Origin of the sequence: Haloarcula pelagica (assembly GCF_030127105.1) — an archaeon.
GTDB classification, from domain to species: Archaea; Halobacteriota; Halobacteria; order Halobacteriales; family Haloarculaceae; genus Haloarcula; species Haloarcula pelagica.
In genome coordinates, this window is the sequence record NZ_CP126161.1 from 3,514,643 (window position 1) to 3,529,922 (window position 15,280).

The window sequence follows — 15,280 nt, forward strand, 5'->3', positions numbered from 1 at the left end:
GTGCTATACCGTTCCTATCGGTAGGATAGAGCGTGCCCACGAGCCAGTACGAACCGTCCGCGACGCTGAGGCCGGCCGCGCCCGACGGCTACGGCGACCCGGAGGAGTTTCACTACTCGCTGCCGATTATGTTGGCGCTGATCCTGCTATTGGTCGGTCCAGCGCTGTTCGTGTTCGGGACGCTCCTGTGGGACGGCCAGGGCGCCGCACTGGCCGACTTCTTCGGTGTCACGGTCACGGACGACGCGGGCTTCGAAGCGACCATCCCGATCGCTATCGGCGGCGTGTTCGTCGCCGCCGTCGTGGTCGTCACCGTCCTCCACGAACTCGTCCACGGGCTCGTGTTCCGACTCCAGGGCTACCGCGTCTCCTACGGCGCGGCCCCGCAACTGGGCGCGTTCTACGCCGCCGCGTTCCACCAGTTCCAGGCCCGGAACGACACGATCCTCGTCGGGATCGCGCCGCTGATCGTGCTCGACGCGCTCCTGGTTCCACTGTTTTTCGTGCCGATCCCGGTGGTGGCGGTGTTCGCGTTCGTCGCGGTGCTTTTCAACACGCTGGGGGCCGCCGGTGACATCTACCTCCTGGCGCGACTGCTCCGGATGCCGAGGGGCACGCTGTTGTACGACAGCGACATCCGTCACTCCTACGTCCTCTATCCCGAAGCCTGACACGGACCGGTCGCCGTCGCCGCTCTGTCGGTTCGTCGGCACCTCGCCGATCGATTAAAACCCGGTTTGAACGAACGGTATCTTATCAGCACTGTCCGGTGAACGACCGGTATGCGAACGCAGTACACCGCCGCCCTGTTCGTCGCGCTGCTCGTCGTGTCGCTCGTCGCGGCCGGCACCGGCTTCGCCGTGGTACCCCCGGGAGGCGACGCCCCGTCCAGTCAGAACGCGACCGGGCCAGCAGCCCCGACACCTGCCGACGGTTCCGAAACTGGCGCGACCGGTGCCGTCGCCCAGTTCGGTTCCGAGGCCGCGTTCGACGGCTACGTCAGCCAGGGACTGCTCCGGACCGAACAGCGCCAGCCCCGCTCACGACTGGTGTTCGACAACACACTCGAACTGACCACAGACACCCCCCAGGCGGCGAACTTCGCAGCCGGTGACGGCGGCGGGAGCACGACCACGGCCGAGGCACCGTCGCGCGTCGGCACGACGAACGTCCAGATCGCCGGCATCGACGAACCGGACCGGCTCAAGACCGACGGCCGGAACTTCTACTACGCACCGTCCCGGCCACGGGGACACGTCCCCGTCTTCCGGCCCCGCGGTCGCCCGGCGGACGTGTCGCCGCCGGCGGCGTCCGACCACGACACGCACGTCGTCGACGTGACCGAGCCGGCGGCGCCGTCGGCCATCGGCGAGATCGACGACTCCGGGAAACTCCTCCAGACCGGCGACACGCTGGTCGTCGTCGGCCACCGCACGATCACCGGCTACGACGTGAGCGACCCCGAATCCCCCGAGCAGGCCTGGGAGCACCCGCTGAACCACACCGCCGTGACCGCCCGGATGCAGAACGGCACCGTCTATCTCGTCACGCGGTCCGGCGTGAGCCTCGACACGCCGTGTCCGATCACCCCTCTCGGTGGCGACCACACGATCCCCTGTGGTGATGTCTACCGGCCCGGTACACAGATCCCGGTCGACGCGACCTACACGGCGCTGTCGATCGACGCCGCTGGCGGGACGGTCGAGGACTCGGTCACCTTCGTCGGGACCAGCCGGAACACGGTCGTCCACATGTCCCCGGACGCGCTGTACGTGACGTACACCGATTCGACGAGCCACGCCCGGCAACTGGGCGCGTTCCTCCGGACCGAGTTCGACGAGACGCCCGCGCACGTCGAGGAGCGGATCGCGGAGATCCAGTCCTACGATATCTCCGCCCGGGCGACGAACCGGGAGATCGACCGAGTGTTCGAGCAGTGGCTCGCGACGCTGCCCACGGAGGAACGTAAGCGACTCCGCGAGGCGTTTACCCGGGAGTTCGCCGACTACCGTGCCGCCAGACAGCGCAACGCGACCACGACCGGGATCGTCCGTCTCGCGGTCGACGGGACGGCCCTCTCCGTCGAAGCGACCGGTACGGTCCCGGGCAGACCGCTGAACCAGTTCTCGATGGACCATCACGAGGGGACGCTGCGGATCACGACGACGATCCCCGCGGTCGGGAGCGCCGACAGCGCGAACGACCTCTACGTCCTCGACAGCCGAACCCTGGACGAACGCGGTGCGGTGACCGACATGGGCGTCACCGAGCGCGTCTACTCCGTCCGGTACGTCGACGAGACGGCCTACGTCGTCACGTTCCGCCGGATCGACCCCTTCCACGTCGTCGACCTCTCGGACCCGGACGAACCCGAGGTGACCGGCGAACTGAAACTCCCCGGCTTCTCGTCGTACCTCCACCCGATCGACGACGACCACGTCCTCGGGATCGGGAAGGAAGACGGGGCGGTCAAGACCGTCCTGTTCGATGTCTCCGACCCGTCGGACCCGTCGATCGACGATCAGCGGGTCCGACACACCCGCCACTGGTCGGCGATCTCACGGAGCCACCACGCCTTCACTATCGACCGCAAACACGGCGTCTTCGTCCTCCCGACCGGTGAGGACGCCATTGTCGTGAACTACACCGACGGCTCGCTGTCCGAGACGGCGACGGTTCGGACCGATGGGACCGTCACGCGCACTCGATACGTCGAGGACTACCTCTACGTGTTCAGCGGCGAGGAAGTCGTCGTGGTGGACGAACGAACCTGGGACCGGGAGACGACGCTCGCGCTGGAGAACTGACTACTTCCGATTTCGGCCCGGTGACTGGCCGTTACCGTCGGCTGCGCGCGGGTGCTCGTCCTCGGTGCGCTGTTGCTCGCGCAGCGCCTCGCCCGGCGTCCGACCGCGCTGGACCGGATCGTTCCGTTCCTCGTAAGCGATGCCGCCGATGCTGTCGGGGATCGTGAACCAGGCGAGGACGCCACCCACCGCGGTGGCGCCGACGGTCGCACCGGCCACGAGCGAGAGCGGGCACCGCTGTACAGCGTCACCAGCCCCATCGACAGGCCGACAAGCAGCGCGAACCCGATCTTCAGCCGTTTGACGAAGACCTTCCGGTCGTCGTCGGAGATGGAGGGGCCGACCATCAGCGCTCACCCACCCCAGCACCCATCAGTAGAACCCCCGCTCGACATCCTCGTCGATAACGTCCTCGAACTCCTTGTCGAGAAGCTCTTCGGCCTCCTCGAAGGTGTCGGTGAGGTCGTCCATCCGTTCGGGGCGGTCGTGCTGTTCGAACTCCATCGGGCCGTAGGCGGGCGAGTCGACGGCGTCCATGATGTCTTCGAGCATCGCTTTCGGTGTCGTCGGGGCGTCGGCGTGCGTTTCGAGGACCGTCTCTAGCTTCTGTGCTTTCTCCTCGGCCTCGTCTTCGTCGTCGACACCCTGCTGGACGCCGAACAGGCCGCTCCCCTCCTCGGGAAAGAGCGGATCGATGTCGTCGTCGATCCGCCGGGCGACCTGCGAACCGACCCCCTGGACCTCGAAGGGGTTCTTCGCGTAGGTCTTCATCTGGTAGACGCCCGCATCGGGGTGGCCGAAGTAGATGTCCTCGCCGATTCCGTTCGCGCGGTCGCCCCCGACGGCTCGCCAGCCGCCCGGGTCGGCACTGCTCTCCGTAACGTCGTCGAGGATATCCTGCCAGTCACGAACGCGCATTGTCGATTCGATGTTCGGTCCGGCACCGAATGAAGGCATCGGTCCGTGAGAGAAGCTGACGCGCCGGCACCGAACCCTTTTCCAGGCCGGCGCCGCCACCGCCGGTATGGAGAGTGAGGCGAACGTGCTCGGGGGCGACCTCGACGACTGCTCGATGGACCCCCTGACGGGGTTCATGCGGGACGGCTACTGCTACCCCCTCCAGCGCGACCCGGGGCGACACGAGATCTGTGCGGTGATGACCGAGTCGTTCCTCCAGTACAGCAAGGCACAGGGCAACGACCTGGTCACGCCCAGACCGGAGCTGAACTTTCCGGGACTGGACCCGGGCGACCGCTGGTGTGTCTGTGTCCCGCGATGGACCGAGGCCGAGGAGGCGGGCCACGCGCCCCCGGTCGTCCTCGACGCGACGAGCGAGGCGGTGCTGGAGGACGTTCCCCTGGAGACCCTGCGGGCGTACGCCCACGGCGAGAACGGAGACTGACCCCTCGAACGCGGTGTCGTTTCAATTGCTGCGTTCCCGAATCCCGTCGATCCAGTCCGGAGCGCCGCGCTCCGGTGGCTTTCCGCTCATATTATCAGAATTTGAGAAGCGCGGAGAACGTTAAAGACCGTCTCCGGGGGAGATACACGTAACATGATCGACAGCCCGATCGCGTGGTACAAACGACAGATACGACGGTCGCTCGATCTCGTCGGTGTCGCCGACTCGATCGAACGGAAAGTACTGGCGGCTGTGGCGATCCAGTTCGGTGTCTCCGTCGGGACGGCCGTCGTCGCGCTGGCGGTCGACGGCCTCCTCCAAGTCGTCCTCGTGGGGGTGTTGCTCGCGGGGGCCGCCGTCGCCTTCACCAACACGGTCTTCATCACCCGCGAGGACCTGGTCGACCCGATCACGACGCTGGCCGACCGTGCGGACCGGATCGCCAGCGGCGAGGTTGACGTGGCGGTTCCCGAACACGACCAGGACGACGAGGTCGGCAGCCTCGTCGACTCGTTCGGTGCGATGCAGGGCCACCTCGATGTCGTCTCCCGGCAGGCCGACGCCCTCTCGCGCCAGGCGTTCGACGACGAGATCCTGGAGACGGAGGTGCCCGGGACCTTCGGTGAGTCGCTGGACCGGATGGCCGACAACCTCGAAGCCTACACGACCGAACTCCAGGAGATGACCGCACAACTGGAGACCCGTTCCGAGCGGCTCCAGGAACTCGTCGAGGCTTTCGGCGCGGCCGCCGAGCAGGCCAAAGACGGCGACCTCACGGCGACGATCGACCTCGATGTCGAGGGGAACGACGACGAGGCCGTCGACGCGGTCGTCCGGAACTACAACGAACTCGTCGGGACGCTCTCCGAGACGCTCGGAGAGGTCACGACCTTCGCCGGGTCGGTCTCGGAGGCCAGCAGCCGAGTCAGCGAGAGCATGGCCGAGGTCGACCGGGCGAGCGACGAGATCGCCCGGTCGGTACAGGAGATCTCGTCGGGCGCGAGCACGCAGACCGACCTCCACGACGATGTGGCGAGCGAGATGAACACCCTCTCGGCCACCGTCGAGGAGATCGCCGCGACCGCGGACGACGCGGCCAGTACCGCCCGGACCGCTGCCGAACGCGGCCAGCAGGGCCGCGACGAGGTCGCCGACGCCATCGAGGAACTCGATCGCCTGGAGGAGCGGATCGACCACATCGCCGAGTCCGTCGAGGGACTGGTCGACCACGTCGCGGAGGTCGACGACATCATCGGGGTCATCTCCGAAGTCGCCGAGGAGACGAACATGCTCGCGCTGAACGCCTCGATCGAGGCCGCCCGCGCCGACGAGTCGGGCGCCGGCTTCGCCGTCGTCGCCGACGAGGTCAAAGCCCTGGCCGAGGAGACCCGCGACTCCGCCGACGACATCTCCGGGCTCATCGAGGAGGTCCAGGACGCCGCCCAGCACACTGCCGGCGACGTTCGGGAGATGCACGACCAGGTGACCGACTCGACGAGCACGATCGAATCGGCCCTGCGGGACTTCGAGGACATCGTCGACGTGGTGGGCGAGGTCGACGAAGCCATGCAGGAGATCTCCGACGCGACCGCCGAGCAGGCCGAGACGACCCAGGAGGTCGTCACGATGGTCGAGGAGGTCGGCGAGGTCAGCGACCGGACCAGCCAGGAGGCCGAGAGCGCCGCCGCGGCGACCGAGGAACAGACCGCGACGATCACCGAGGTCAGCAACGACATCGAGGGTGTCGCCGGCCGGACCGACGACCTGATGGCGCTGCTGTCGACGTTCGAGCTAGCGGACGACGCGACGCCGACCGTCGAGGATCGCCCGACGGCCGTCGCGGACGGCGGCCGCTGATCCCCACCGACAGCGTTTTTCCGTGGCTCCCCGTGACACGACTCGTGCAACTTCGCGGCGTCGTCGTCGAGGTGGCCGAGCCGAAAACCGTCAGCACTCAGTACGGCGAGAGCGATCTCTGTGAGGTGACCGTTCGCCCGGAACAGGGAGCCGGCGAGCCGACCACGGTGACCCTGTGGGGCAAGTGGACCGAGACCGCCGAGTATCTCGACGCCGGGATGGAGCTCGCGGTCTACGACGCCGACGAGCGCCAGTACCAGGGCGAGACACAGTACTCGGTCGGCGGCGACGCCAGCGTCGTCGTCGAACCCGACTTCCTGGTCGACGTGACCGACATCCGGGCGTGGGTCCAGTGCCCCCGGATGTACTACCTGCGGAAACTCGACGGGGCCGAACTGGCCTACCCGCTCGTCAAGGGGACCGTCGTCCACGAGGTGTTCGGCGACCTGCTCCGCGGCCGGGACCTGGAGGCGGCGATCGAGGAGCAGGTCGAAGCGGCCGGACTCGATATCGGCCTGCTGGGTCGCGAGGCCGCGGAAGTCGCCGGCGACGTGCGCGACCACGCGGCGGCCATCGAGGGGTGGCTGAACCAGGGCACCCTGACCGAACGCGACGAGTGGCGCTCGGAGATGACGCTCATCTCCGAACGCTACGGGATGAAAGGGCGGGCCGACGCCGTCCGTCGGGGGATGCCCGTCGAGTTGAAGACCGGCAAGAACACCAAGCGGGAGCCGCGCTTCCAGGACAAGATCCAGGCGACCGCCTACGCCCTGATGCTGGGCGAGCGGGCCGCCAGTACGCTTGCCGCGAGCGACGTGATGGCCGACGGCGGTGCGACCAGCCCGCTGGCGGCCGCGCCCGATACCGGGACCCTGCTGTACACGAAAAACGCCGCCGTCGACCGGAACGAAGAGAGCGGCGACCTCTCGCCGGCGAAAGAGTTCTCGATCGGCACCGGACTGCTCCAGTACGTGGTCCGCACCCGCAACGAGATCGCGGCGATGGAACACGACGCCGGCGTCCCGACGGGCTACGAGGGCAACGCGAAGTGCGAGTACTGTTTCGAACAGGACACCTGTATGGCCGTCTCCGGCCGCCTCGACCAGGAATCGAAGGCGGGCCAGGTGGGCGTGGCGATCCCGGAGGAGGAACGGGAGTACTTCGAACGGTTCTACGAGGCCATCGAGGCCGAACGCCGGGCTGTCCACCGCGAGTACGCCAAACTCTGGGAGCAGACGCCCGAGGAACGGGCCGACGACGACCGGGCGCTGGTCGACCTGGAACCGCTGGGTCGGCGCGAACTCGACGGCGGGCGCTGGGAACTGCGCGCCCGCGGGACCGGCGCCGTCTCGAAGATCCGCGAGGGCGACCTCGTGCTCGCCAGCGACGGCCACCCGATCACTGGTGACGCGGAACTGGCCCGCGTCGAGCGCATCGGCGGTGACGACACCGATGGCGTCGACGGCGGCCGCGAGATCGTCGTCACCGCCGACGAACCCCTCTCTGTGCGCCGGCTGGATGTCTACCCGTCGGAACTGACGACCGACCGGCTCCAGAACGCGCTCCACGACGCCCTGTTGACCCAGTCGCCCGAACAGAAGGACGTGCTCTTCGGCCGTCGCGCCCCCGAGTTCGACGAGCCAGCGGAGACGTTCATCGACAACAACGCGGCGCAGGACGCCGCCGTCAGCCGCGCCCTCGGCGCCGAGGACTTCGCGCTCGTCCACGGCCCGCCCGGAACCGGCAAGACCTACACGCTCGCCCGGATGGTCCGGGCGCTGATCGACCGCGGTGACCGAGTCCTGCTGTCGGCGTTTACGAACCGTGCCGTCGACAACGCGATCGAAGCGCTGGAGGAGCAGGGCTACACCGACATCGTCCGCGTCGGCACCGAGAGCGGCGTCCGCGAGGACATGCAGAAATATCGGCTCGAACAGTCGGGCGATCCCGGAGTGTGCAAGCGAACTCCAGACCGCACAGGTCGTCGCCGCGACGACGGCGACCTGTGGCTCGACGGCGATAGCGAGCCAGTCGTTCGACACCGTCGTCGTCGACGAGGCCGGCCAGTTGACCGAGCCCGGCACGCTGGCGGCGACGACGCTCGGCGATCGGTTCGTCCTCGTGGGCGACCACCAGCAGCTCCCGCCGGTCGTCCAGTCCGAGGACGAGACGCTCACGCGGTCGCTGTTCGAGCGCCTCATCGACGCCCACCCCGAGGCCGGCGTCATGCTCGACAAGCAGTACCGGATGGCACAGCACATCCAGGCCTTTGCCTCTCGGGAGTTCTATGACGGGGCGTTACGACCCGCAAGCGGTGCGGTGGCGGCCCAGCGGATCGACGACCTCGACGGCGTGTCGACCGAGACACTCCCCGCGAACCTCCGCGACCGCGTCTCGTTCGTCGACCCCGACGGCGCTCGCACCGGGAACACGAACCCAACGGAGGCAGACGCCGTCGCCGACGTGGTCCGGGCCTACCGCGAGGCCGGCGTCGACGCCGGCGATATCGGGGTCATCGCCCCTTCCGCGCACAGGTCGCGGAACTGAACCGGCGGCTCCCGGAGGTGGCTGTCGACACCGTCGACCGGTTCCAGGGCTCCAGCAAAGAGGTCATCGTCGTCTCCTTCGTCGCGACGGGCAGTCTGGAGGGGCCGCTGTTCGAGGACTACCGCCGCATCAACGTCGCGCTCACCCGGGCGAAGAAAGCCCTCGTGCTGGTCGGCGACCGGGACGCGCTCGCCACCGACGCGGTGTACGGACGGATGGTCGAGTGGGCAGCGGGTGAGAGCGGCCGCACCACGCCCGGGGTGTATCGACGCCGAACGGACCTGGTACACAAGTGGTTTTTACTGCCGGGATTCACATGAGATACTCAATGGACGGTCCGGAGCCCGACCGAAACCCGTCGGACACCGCCGATTGGGCCACCCGCATCGACGACGAGGCCGACGTACTCCCGCCGGACGACGACTCGCCGGACGCGGGCCGTGACCAGCCTGACGAGGCGGTCGAGCAGTTCGATCCGGTCACGGAGCCGCCGCCAGACCCGCAACGCACGGTCGTCGAGGACCTGACGGCCTACTTCGAGGCGTACGACGGCGATTTCGCCCCCGCCCCGTCGCTCTCGTTCCTGGAATCGGAGTTCTTCGATTTCGACTATCGTGAAGGGGTCGAGGAGATCGACCGGTACTGGGTGGACGAACCCTTCGCCTACGTCGCGATCCTCGACGACGGCGGCGACATCGGGTATCACGTCGTCGAACCGACGCTCTCGGAGTTCGAGCGGTACGTTCGCGAGGATATCATGGTCGACCTCCGTGACGTGTTGATGCACGTCCGCCCCGACGAGAGCGACCGGAAGGAACGGCTGACGGGGGAGCTGGATACGCTGTTGAGCCGGTACGCACGGGAGGCAAAACCCGGCTCACTGCACAAGATCCGGTACTACATCGAGCGGGACCTGCTGGGCTACGACCGGATCACCCCCCTGCTGGCCGACCGGAACCTCGAAGACATCTCGTGTGACGGGACGGACGTGCCGGTGTACGTCTACCACCGGGAGTACCGCGATATGCGGACGAACGTCTCGTTCTCGGCCGACCGGCTGAACTCGCTCGTGGTCCGACTGGCCCAGCGGTCGGACAAACACATCTCCGTGGCCGACCCGATGGTCGACGCCAGCCTCCCCAACGGCTCGCGCATCCAGTTGACCCTGGGGACGGAGGTCAGCTCCCGGGGGTCGAACTTCACGATCCGGCAGTTCTCGGACGTGCCGCTGACGCCGATCGATCTGATCCAGTTCGGGACCTTCTCGGTCGAGACGATGACGTACTTCTGGATGGCGATCCAGAACAACCTCTCGCTTTTGTTCGCCGGCGGGACGGCCTCCGGGAAGACGACCTCGCTGAACGCCATCTCGATGTTCATCCCCGAGAAGAACAAGGTCATCTCGATCGAGGACACCCGCGAGATCACGCTCCCCCACGAGAACTGGATCCAGAGCGTCACCCGGGAGGGCCAGGCCTCCGGTAGCGGCGACATCGGGATGTACAAACTGCTCCAGGCCGCCTTGCGCCAGCGCCCGGAGTACCTGCTTGTCGGCGAGATCCGGACCGAACGACAGGTGGCGCTCGCTTTCTTCCAGGCGATGGCGACCGGCCACGCCGCCTACACCACCATGCACGCCGATTCGACGGAGACTGTCCTCTCACGCTTGCAGAACCCACCGCTGTCGGTCCCCGAACAGATGGTGCGAAGCTGGATATCGCGGCGATCCAGCAGCAACTGTTCGTCGGGGACCGCCGTGTGCGGCGCAACGTCGGCATCTCGGAACTCGAACGGGGCGACGAGGGGTCGACGGGCGTCCGTGACATCTACGAGTGGAACCCCGCGACCGACGGCTTCGAGGGGGCACAGCGGTCCAAGAAGCTCCGGGAGATCATGTACCGGAACGGCTGGGACGAACAGCGCCTCCAGTTGGAACTCTCGCGACGGGAGCGACTGCTGCGATACATGGTCGAGCGGGACATCGCCGACTACGAGTCCTTCCAGGCGATCGTCTGGGAGTACGACCGGAACCCCGAGGACGTGATCGAACTGCTGGACCGGGGCCGCCTGGAGCAACTGATCTGACGATGGCGACCACGGAACAGTCCGAGACCCAGCGGTGGCTCGTCCGAAAGACGGCCTGGCTCTACGAGCCGCTCAGGCGCTTTTTCGCGACGCGGACGGACCGGCACCTCGGGCTCCGGGAGCAGCTCAACGCGGCTCGGATGCCGGTGACCGTCGAGGCGTATCTCGCCAGGTCGGCGGTTCTGGCGATCATCACGGGTGTTCTCGGGGCCGGGATCGGGCTGGCGATCAGCTGGTGGGCGGCCACGACCGGCGTGCTGTCGACGCTGTCCGGGGTCTCGGGGACCGGAGCACTGGGGCGGTTCGTCAGCGACAACCGGACGCTCGTGGTCAGTCTCGTCCTTCCGGTGGTGTCGGGGACGCTGCTTGCCGTCGGGACCTGGTACGTCCGGTACTACCTGCCCAGTCAGCGAGCGACGGCCAGGGCGCGGCGGCTCGCGCTCGTCTACCCCTCCGGCGTGACCTACATGTACGCGCTCTCCCGGGGCGGGCTAGACATCGTCGAGATCCTCCGCCGACTCGCCGAGGACGAGGAGACCTACGGCGAGGTCGCCCGGGAGGCCGCGCTCGTGACGAACCAGATGGACTACCTCGGCAGGGACTTCCTCCAGGCGCTCCGGGAGGCCAGCGAGGTGACGCCGTCGCCCCTGCTCAGTGACTTCTTCAGCGACTTGCTGAGTATCGTCGAGTCCGGGGATCGGTCGACTCGTTCCTCGCGGATCAGCGCGAGGACGCTATACAGGACGCGCGCTCGGTGCAGGCGGAGTATCTGGAACGGGTCGAACTGTTCGCGGAGGTGTACGTCACACTGTTGATCGCCGGCCCGCTGTTCGTCCTCATCCTGCTGATGGTCATCGGAATCACCGGTACGTCGACGCTGCGGGAGGTAAACGCCATCGTCTACGTCGGTATCCCGCTGGGGTCGACGCTGGCGATCCTCGTCCTCGACCAGTTGGGCGCGCCGTTCCGGCAGCGCACGCTCGCGGCCACCGAGCCGATCCTGGAGCCGCCGACCGTTCCGGACGACCAGGCCGCGAAGGCCTACGCGAAGCGGAAACGTCGGGCGCAGTTGCTCGACACGCTCACCCATCCGTGGCGGCTGTTCCTCGACCGGCCGCCTCACGTCCTCACGTTGTCGGTCCCGCTCGCCGCCGCGGTGGTCGGTGCCCTCGTCGCCGGTGACCTCGCCTCGGTCGGCCTGTCGGCGCTATTCGACACGCCGCTGCGAACGACGGTTCTGCTGATCGTCGTGCCGCTGTTCGTCGCGCTCGTCCCGCTGGCAGCGTTCCAGGAACTCCGGCAGCGACGCCTCGATACGATCCGGCGCCGGTTCCCGAACGTCCTCTCGTCGTGGGCCAGTGCCAACCGGATGGGGTTGCGGCCCTCGGAGGCACTCCGTCTGGCGAGCGAGCGGGCCGACACGGCCCTCTCGGCGGAGATGCGCCGGGTGAACGATGAGACGGAGTGGTTCGACGACCTCCGTGGGGCGCTGTTACGTCTCGCTCGCCGGTCCCGGACCAGGATCGTCACGCGGACGCTACGGCTCATCGTCGAGGCCGACGAAGCCAGCGGGAACCTCGACGAGACACTGTCGGTCGCCGCCGAGGACGCTCGGATGCAGCGCGAACTCGAACGGGCGCGGACCCGGGAGCTATCCTCGTACGTCGTCGCCGCGCTCGTCTCCTTTTTCGTCTATCTGGCCATCCTCCTGTTGATCAACGAGTTCTACTTCGAGCAGGCGGTCGCGGTGGGCCAGCAGGCGACTACGGACGCGGAACTGCCGGTGAGTCTCCAGTCGATCGACACGGCAGGGTTCAAACTCGCCTTCATCCACTCGTCGCTGGTGCAGGCTCTGTTTATCGGGCTCGTGGCCGGAAAGCTATCGAGCGGGCGAGTCCTGGCGGGTCTCAAGTACAGTCTCGGACTGATGATCGTGACGGTCGTCGCGTTCGGGGTGGTCTGACGTGAACGGGCACTCGCTGTGCGACGACGGTCGCGGCCAGTCGGCCGTCATCGGATTCGTCCTGATGTTCGGCCTGTTGATCCTCCTGATGAGCGTCCTCCAGGTGAGCGCCGTTCCCGCCTGGAACCAGGGTGAGGAGTTCGCTCACAGCCAGCAGGTCCGCAGCGAACTCGAACTGTTGCGCGACGACGTGACCACGGCGGCCGCGACCGGGCGGGTGACCTCCGAGTCGGTCACGCTCGGGCTCCGGTACCCGAGACGCCCCTTCCTGCTCAACCCCGCCGATCCGGCGGGTCGGCTCAACACGACGACCCCGGGAGCCGTCGAACTGGAGAACCTCACGGCCAGCGGCGAGACGGGCGACTACTGGGCCGGTGGGACACAGCGGTTCGAGACGCGCCACCTCGTCTACCGGCCGCAGTACAACGAGTACGACAACGCGCCGACGACGGTGCTGGAGAACAGTGTCCTCTACGACCGCTACGGGGAGCGGGCTCGTCCGCTGACATCGGAACGAGTGGTCGCCGGACGGCGAATCACGCTCGTGATGCTGAACGGCTCGCTGTCGCGGAGCGCGACGACCGCAACGGACATCGAACTGACGCCGGTCAGCGCGCCCGAGCAGGTGACCAGTGTCGAGGGCGACGGACCGGTCCGGCTCCGACTGCCGACTCGACTCGACAGAGAGGCGTGGAACGAACTCCTTCGCGACGAGTTCGTCCGGAACGGGGCCACGTCCACGACAACGTCACGGTCACATCGGGGTCGCCGTACGATACGGTCACGATCACACTCGAACGCAACCAGACGTACGATCTGCGGATGGCGAGAGTCGACATCGGCGAGCAGTCGACTCAGGCCCCGGCTCACTACATCACTGCCGACGAGAGCGGGCTGGCGACCCTGTCGAGTGGCCGCTCACAGCGGGTCGTCTTCGAGGTCAGGGACCGGTTCAACAACCCTGTCAGCGGTGTCCGGGTGAACGCGACCGTCGGAACCAACGGGAGCGTCTCGCCGGTCGATCCGGTGACGGACCGGCAGGGACACGCCACCTTCCGCTACACCGCGTCGACGCCGGGAACGGCACGGATCGACGGGACTTTGGGGACGAGTCCCGGGGCGCTTGAGACCGCGACGGTCCGTGTCGACGTGGCCGGCGGCGCGACGACCACCGGGAGTGTGGACGGCGAAGGGCCGCTCGTGACCGGCATCGACACGTCGGCCACGACCGCCAGTGGGCAGTCGATCCCACGGGGTGAGACCACGAACCTGACGGCGACGGCCACGGACTTCCAGCGCGGCGGGGTCGACATCTACGCGGTCGAGTGGTGGTCCGACAGGGCCACGCCCGGCGGCGGCCCCGGCAGCGGGTTCGCGTTTGCGCCGGCCGACGGGGAGTACGACAGCGTCGACGAAACCGTCACCGCCCCAGTCGACACGACCGGCTGGGACACGGGGACGCACAACCTCTCTGTTCGCGCTCGGGACGCCAACGGGAACTGGGGGCCTGTCGAGTCGTACACGGTCGTCGTCACGGCCGGCAGTACCGACCCGCCGGGCGCGCTGGCCTACGACGACGAGAACGAGAACGGCCGGTACGACAGCGGGGAGACGACCTATACGCGATCCCAGTTGGAGAGCGGCCTCGACGACGACCGCGTGAACCTCGTCGTCCCGGCCGACGTGGGCAGCTTGAACCTCCGCGGCGGCGAGCTGAGAACCCGGAGCATGGTCATCCGAGCCGAGATCGACACCAGGGGTGGCGACGTGAAACTGACCGCCGAGCGGACAGTCGACATCGCCGGGACGACGGTACTCGCGCGTGGCGGGAACATCGAACTCACGGCGGGCGAGGGCGGGTCCGGCCGACTGATCGCCACCGGGGCGACGATAGACACCAACCGGGACATCGTGTTGCGGTCCGACGGCGATATCTCCCTCGATGGTGCGACGGTCAGTGCCGGTCGCGGTGCCGACATCGAAGTCGACCTGGGCACGGGGCGCGCGACGCTGTTCGTCGGCGGGGCGAGGATCGTAGACAGCGACGACACAATCGACTACGAACCCGCGGACGCTTCGGTCGATGGTAGTCCCACGAGCGGCCGCGTCGAGAGCGACTGATCGGCCGGCACGGCCGCCGCTGGCGTGTGGGTTTATGCCCCGCCGACCGTATGCTCGGAGTATGGCCGGGTCGACGGACGTAGCGGCCGAGCACGCTGAGAGCGGCGACGAGCACGGCGAGCACGAGCATCGGAGTCGGTGGCCGCTCGTCGCCGCCGTCGGGGCGGCCGCCCTCTACTTCGGTGCCGGGTTCTTCTTCGTCGGCCGGGACTTGCTGCCGACGATACTCCCGACCGTCCTCGCTGCCGTCGGTGCGGTCGGCCTCGTGGCCGGGCTCGCCGGCTGGGCCAACGAGGCGTTCATCGCGGATTACCGGACCGAACGAGGCACCGAGGGGGGAATCTACACCGGCGGGATGGTCATGTTTCTGGTCTCCGACGTGGCGACGTTCTCGGCGGGGTTCGTCTACTACGCGTTCATCCGCGTCGGCGCGTAGCCCCCGAGCATCTTCCGGAACTGCTCGGGTCGCTGGTCGTCATCAACACCGCCCTCCTGCTC

General features: G+C 67.7%; 11 protein-coding genes and 3 pseudogenes. 12 read left to right on the forward strand and 2 right to left on the reverse strand.

Features of this window, described 5'->3' with window-relative positions; all coding sequences use genetic code 11:
* The first annotated feature begins 32 nt into the window (after positions 1-32).
* Entirely contained in the window at positions 33-671 is a 639-nt protein-coding gene (locus P1L40_RS18640; protein WP_284009237.1) for a DUF3267 domain-containing protein, read from the forward strand.
* 111 nt (positions 672-782) lie between these two features.
* A complete protein-coding gene (locus P1L40_RS18645) occupies positions 783-2,807 on the forward strand; it encodes a beta-propeller domain-containing protein (RefSeq protein ID WP_284009238.1) in 2,025 nt (674 codons plus the stop codon).
* Here the strand turns inward: P1L40_RS18645 and P1L40_RS18650 are convergent, their stop codons facing one another.
* Both P1L40_RS18650 and P1L40_RS18655 read right to left on the reverse strand, forming a co-directional pair.
* On the reverse strand, positions 2,808-3,026 hold the full coding sequence (locus P1L40_RS18650; protein WP_284009239.1) for a hypothetical protein: 219 nt from the start codon (positions 3,024-3,026) through the stop codon (positions 2,808-2,810). It lies immediately after the preceding gene.
* Between the two features lie 153 nt (positions 3,027-3,179).
* Complete coding sequence (locus P1L40_RS18655; RefSeq protein ID WP_284009241.1) at positions 3,180-3,725, reverse strand: hypothetical protein; 546 nt, start codon at positions 3,723-3,725, stop codon at positions 3,180-3,182.
* A 106-nt stretch (positions 3,726-3,831) separates the two neighbouring features.
* On the opposite strand from P1L40_RS18655, the gene P1L40_RS18660 reads away from it, so the two are divergent.
* The 10 genes and pseudogenes from P1L40_RS18660 (at position 3,832) to P1L40_RS18705 (ending at position 15,218) form a co-directional block, all read left to right on the forward strand.
* Positions 3,832-4,209, forward strand: a complete 378-nt coding sequence (locus P1L40_RS18660; protein ID WP_284009243.1) for a DUF2237 family protein — start codon at positions 3,832-3,834, stop codon at positions 4,207-4,209.
* 153 nt (positions 4,210-4,362) lie between these two features.
* Positions 4,363-6,066, forward strand: a complete 1,704-nt coding sequence (locus P1L40_RS18665) for a methyl-accepting chemotaxis protein (RefSeq protein WP_284009245.1) — start codon at positions 4,363-4,365, stop codon at positions 6,064-6,066.
* Positions 6,067-6,233: 167 nt separating this feature from the next.
* Positions 6,234-7,946: pseudogene (locus P1L40_RS18670) on the forward strand (AAA domain-containing protein); the annotation flags it as partial.
* A pseudogene (locus P1L40_RS18675) lies at positions 7,891-8,933 on the forward strand (DEAD/DEAH box helicase). The pseudogenes P1L40_RS18670 and P1L40_RS18675, both read left to right, overlap by 56 nt.
* Before the next feature lie 8 nt (positions 8,934-8,941).
* A pseudogene (locus tag P1L40_RS23740) lies at positions 8,942-10,228 on the forward strand (type II/IV secretion system ATPase subunit); the annotation flags it as partial.
* Positions 10,229-10,506: 278 nt separating this feature from the next.
* Positions 10,507-10,698 (forward strand): hypothetical protein, encoded by a 192-nt coding sequence (locus tag P1L40_RS23605; RefSeq protein ID WP_419181185.1) that lies wholly within the window; start codon positions 10,507-10,509, stop codon positions 10,696-10,698.
* A gap of 2 nt (positions 10,699-10,700) precedes the next feature.
* A complete protein-coding gene (locus tag P1L40_RS18685; RefSeq protein WP_284009248.1) occupies positions 10,701-11,513 on the forward strand; it encodes a type II secretion system F family protein in 813 nt (270 codons plus the stop codon).
* Positions 11,453-12,661: a type II secretion system F family protein gene (locus P1L40_RS18690; protein WP_284009249.1), complete on the forward strand. Its 1,209-nt coding sequence runs from the start codon at positions 11,453-11,455 to the stop codon at positions 12,659-12,661. The genes P1L40_RS18685 and P1L40_RS18690 overlap by 61 nt, the downstream gene beginning before the upstream one ends.
* 1 nt (position 12,662) lies before the next feature.
* A complete protein-coding gene (locus tag P1L40_RS18695) occupies positions 12,663-13,643 on the forward strand; it encodes a DUF7289 family protein (RefSeq protein WP_284009250.1) in 981 nt (326 codons plus the stop codon).
* Between the two features lie 1,200 nt (positions 13,644-14,843).
* A complete protein-coding gene (locus tag P1L40_RS18705) occupies positions 14,844-15,218 on the forward strand; it encodes a hypothetical protein (protein WP_284011118.1) in 375 nt (124 codons plus the stop codon).
* Positions 15,219-15,280: the final 62 nt, after the last annotated feature.

Coding starts and splice junctions, on each gene's coding strand:
- P1L40_RS23605 (WP_419181185.1), top strand. CDS start 10,507: ATGTACCGGAACGGCTGGGACGAACAGCGCCTCCAGTTGGAACTCTCG.
- P1L40_RS18705 (WP_284011118.1), top strand. CDS start 14,844: ATGGCCGGGTCGACGGACGTAGCGGCCGAGCACGCTGAGAGCGGCGAC.
- P1L40_RS18645 (WP_284009238.1), top strand. CDS start 783: ATGCGAACGCAGTACACCGCCGCCCTGTTCGTCGCGCTGCTCGTCGTG.
- P1L40_RS18655 (WP_284009241.1), bottom strand. CDS start 3,725: ATGCGCGTTCGTGACTGGCAGGATATCCTCGACGACGTTACGGAGAGC.
- P1L40_RS18685 (WP_284009248.1), top strand. CDS start 10,701: ATGGCGACCACGGAACAGTCCGAGACCCAGCGGTGGCTCGTCCGAAAG.
- P1L40_RS18660 (WP_284009243.1), top strand. CDS start 3,832: ATGGAGAGTGAGGCGAACGTGCTCGGGGGCGACCTCGACGACTGCTCG.
- P1L40_RS18665 (WP_284009245.1), top strand. CDS start 4,363: ATGATCGACAGCCCGATCGCGTGGTACAAACGACAGATACGACGGTCG.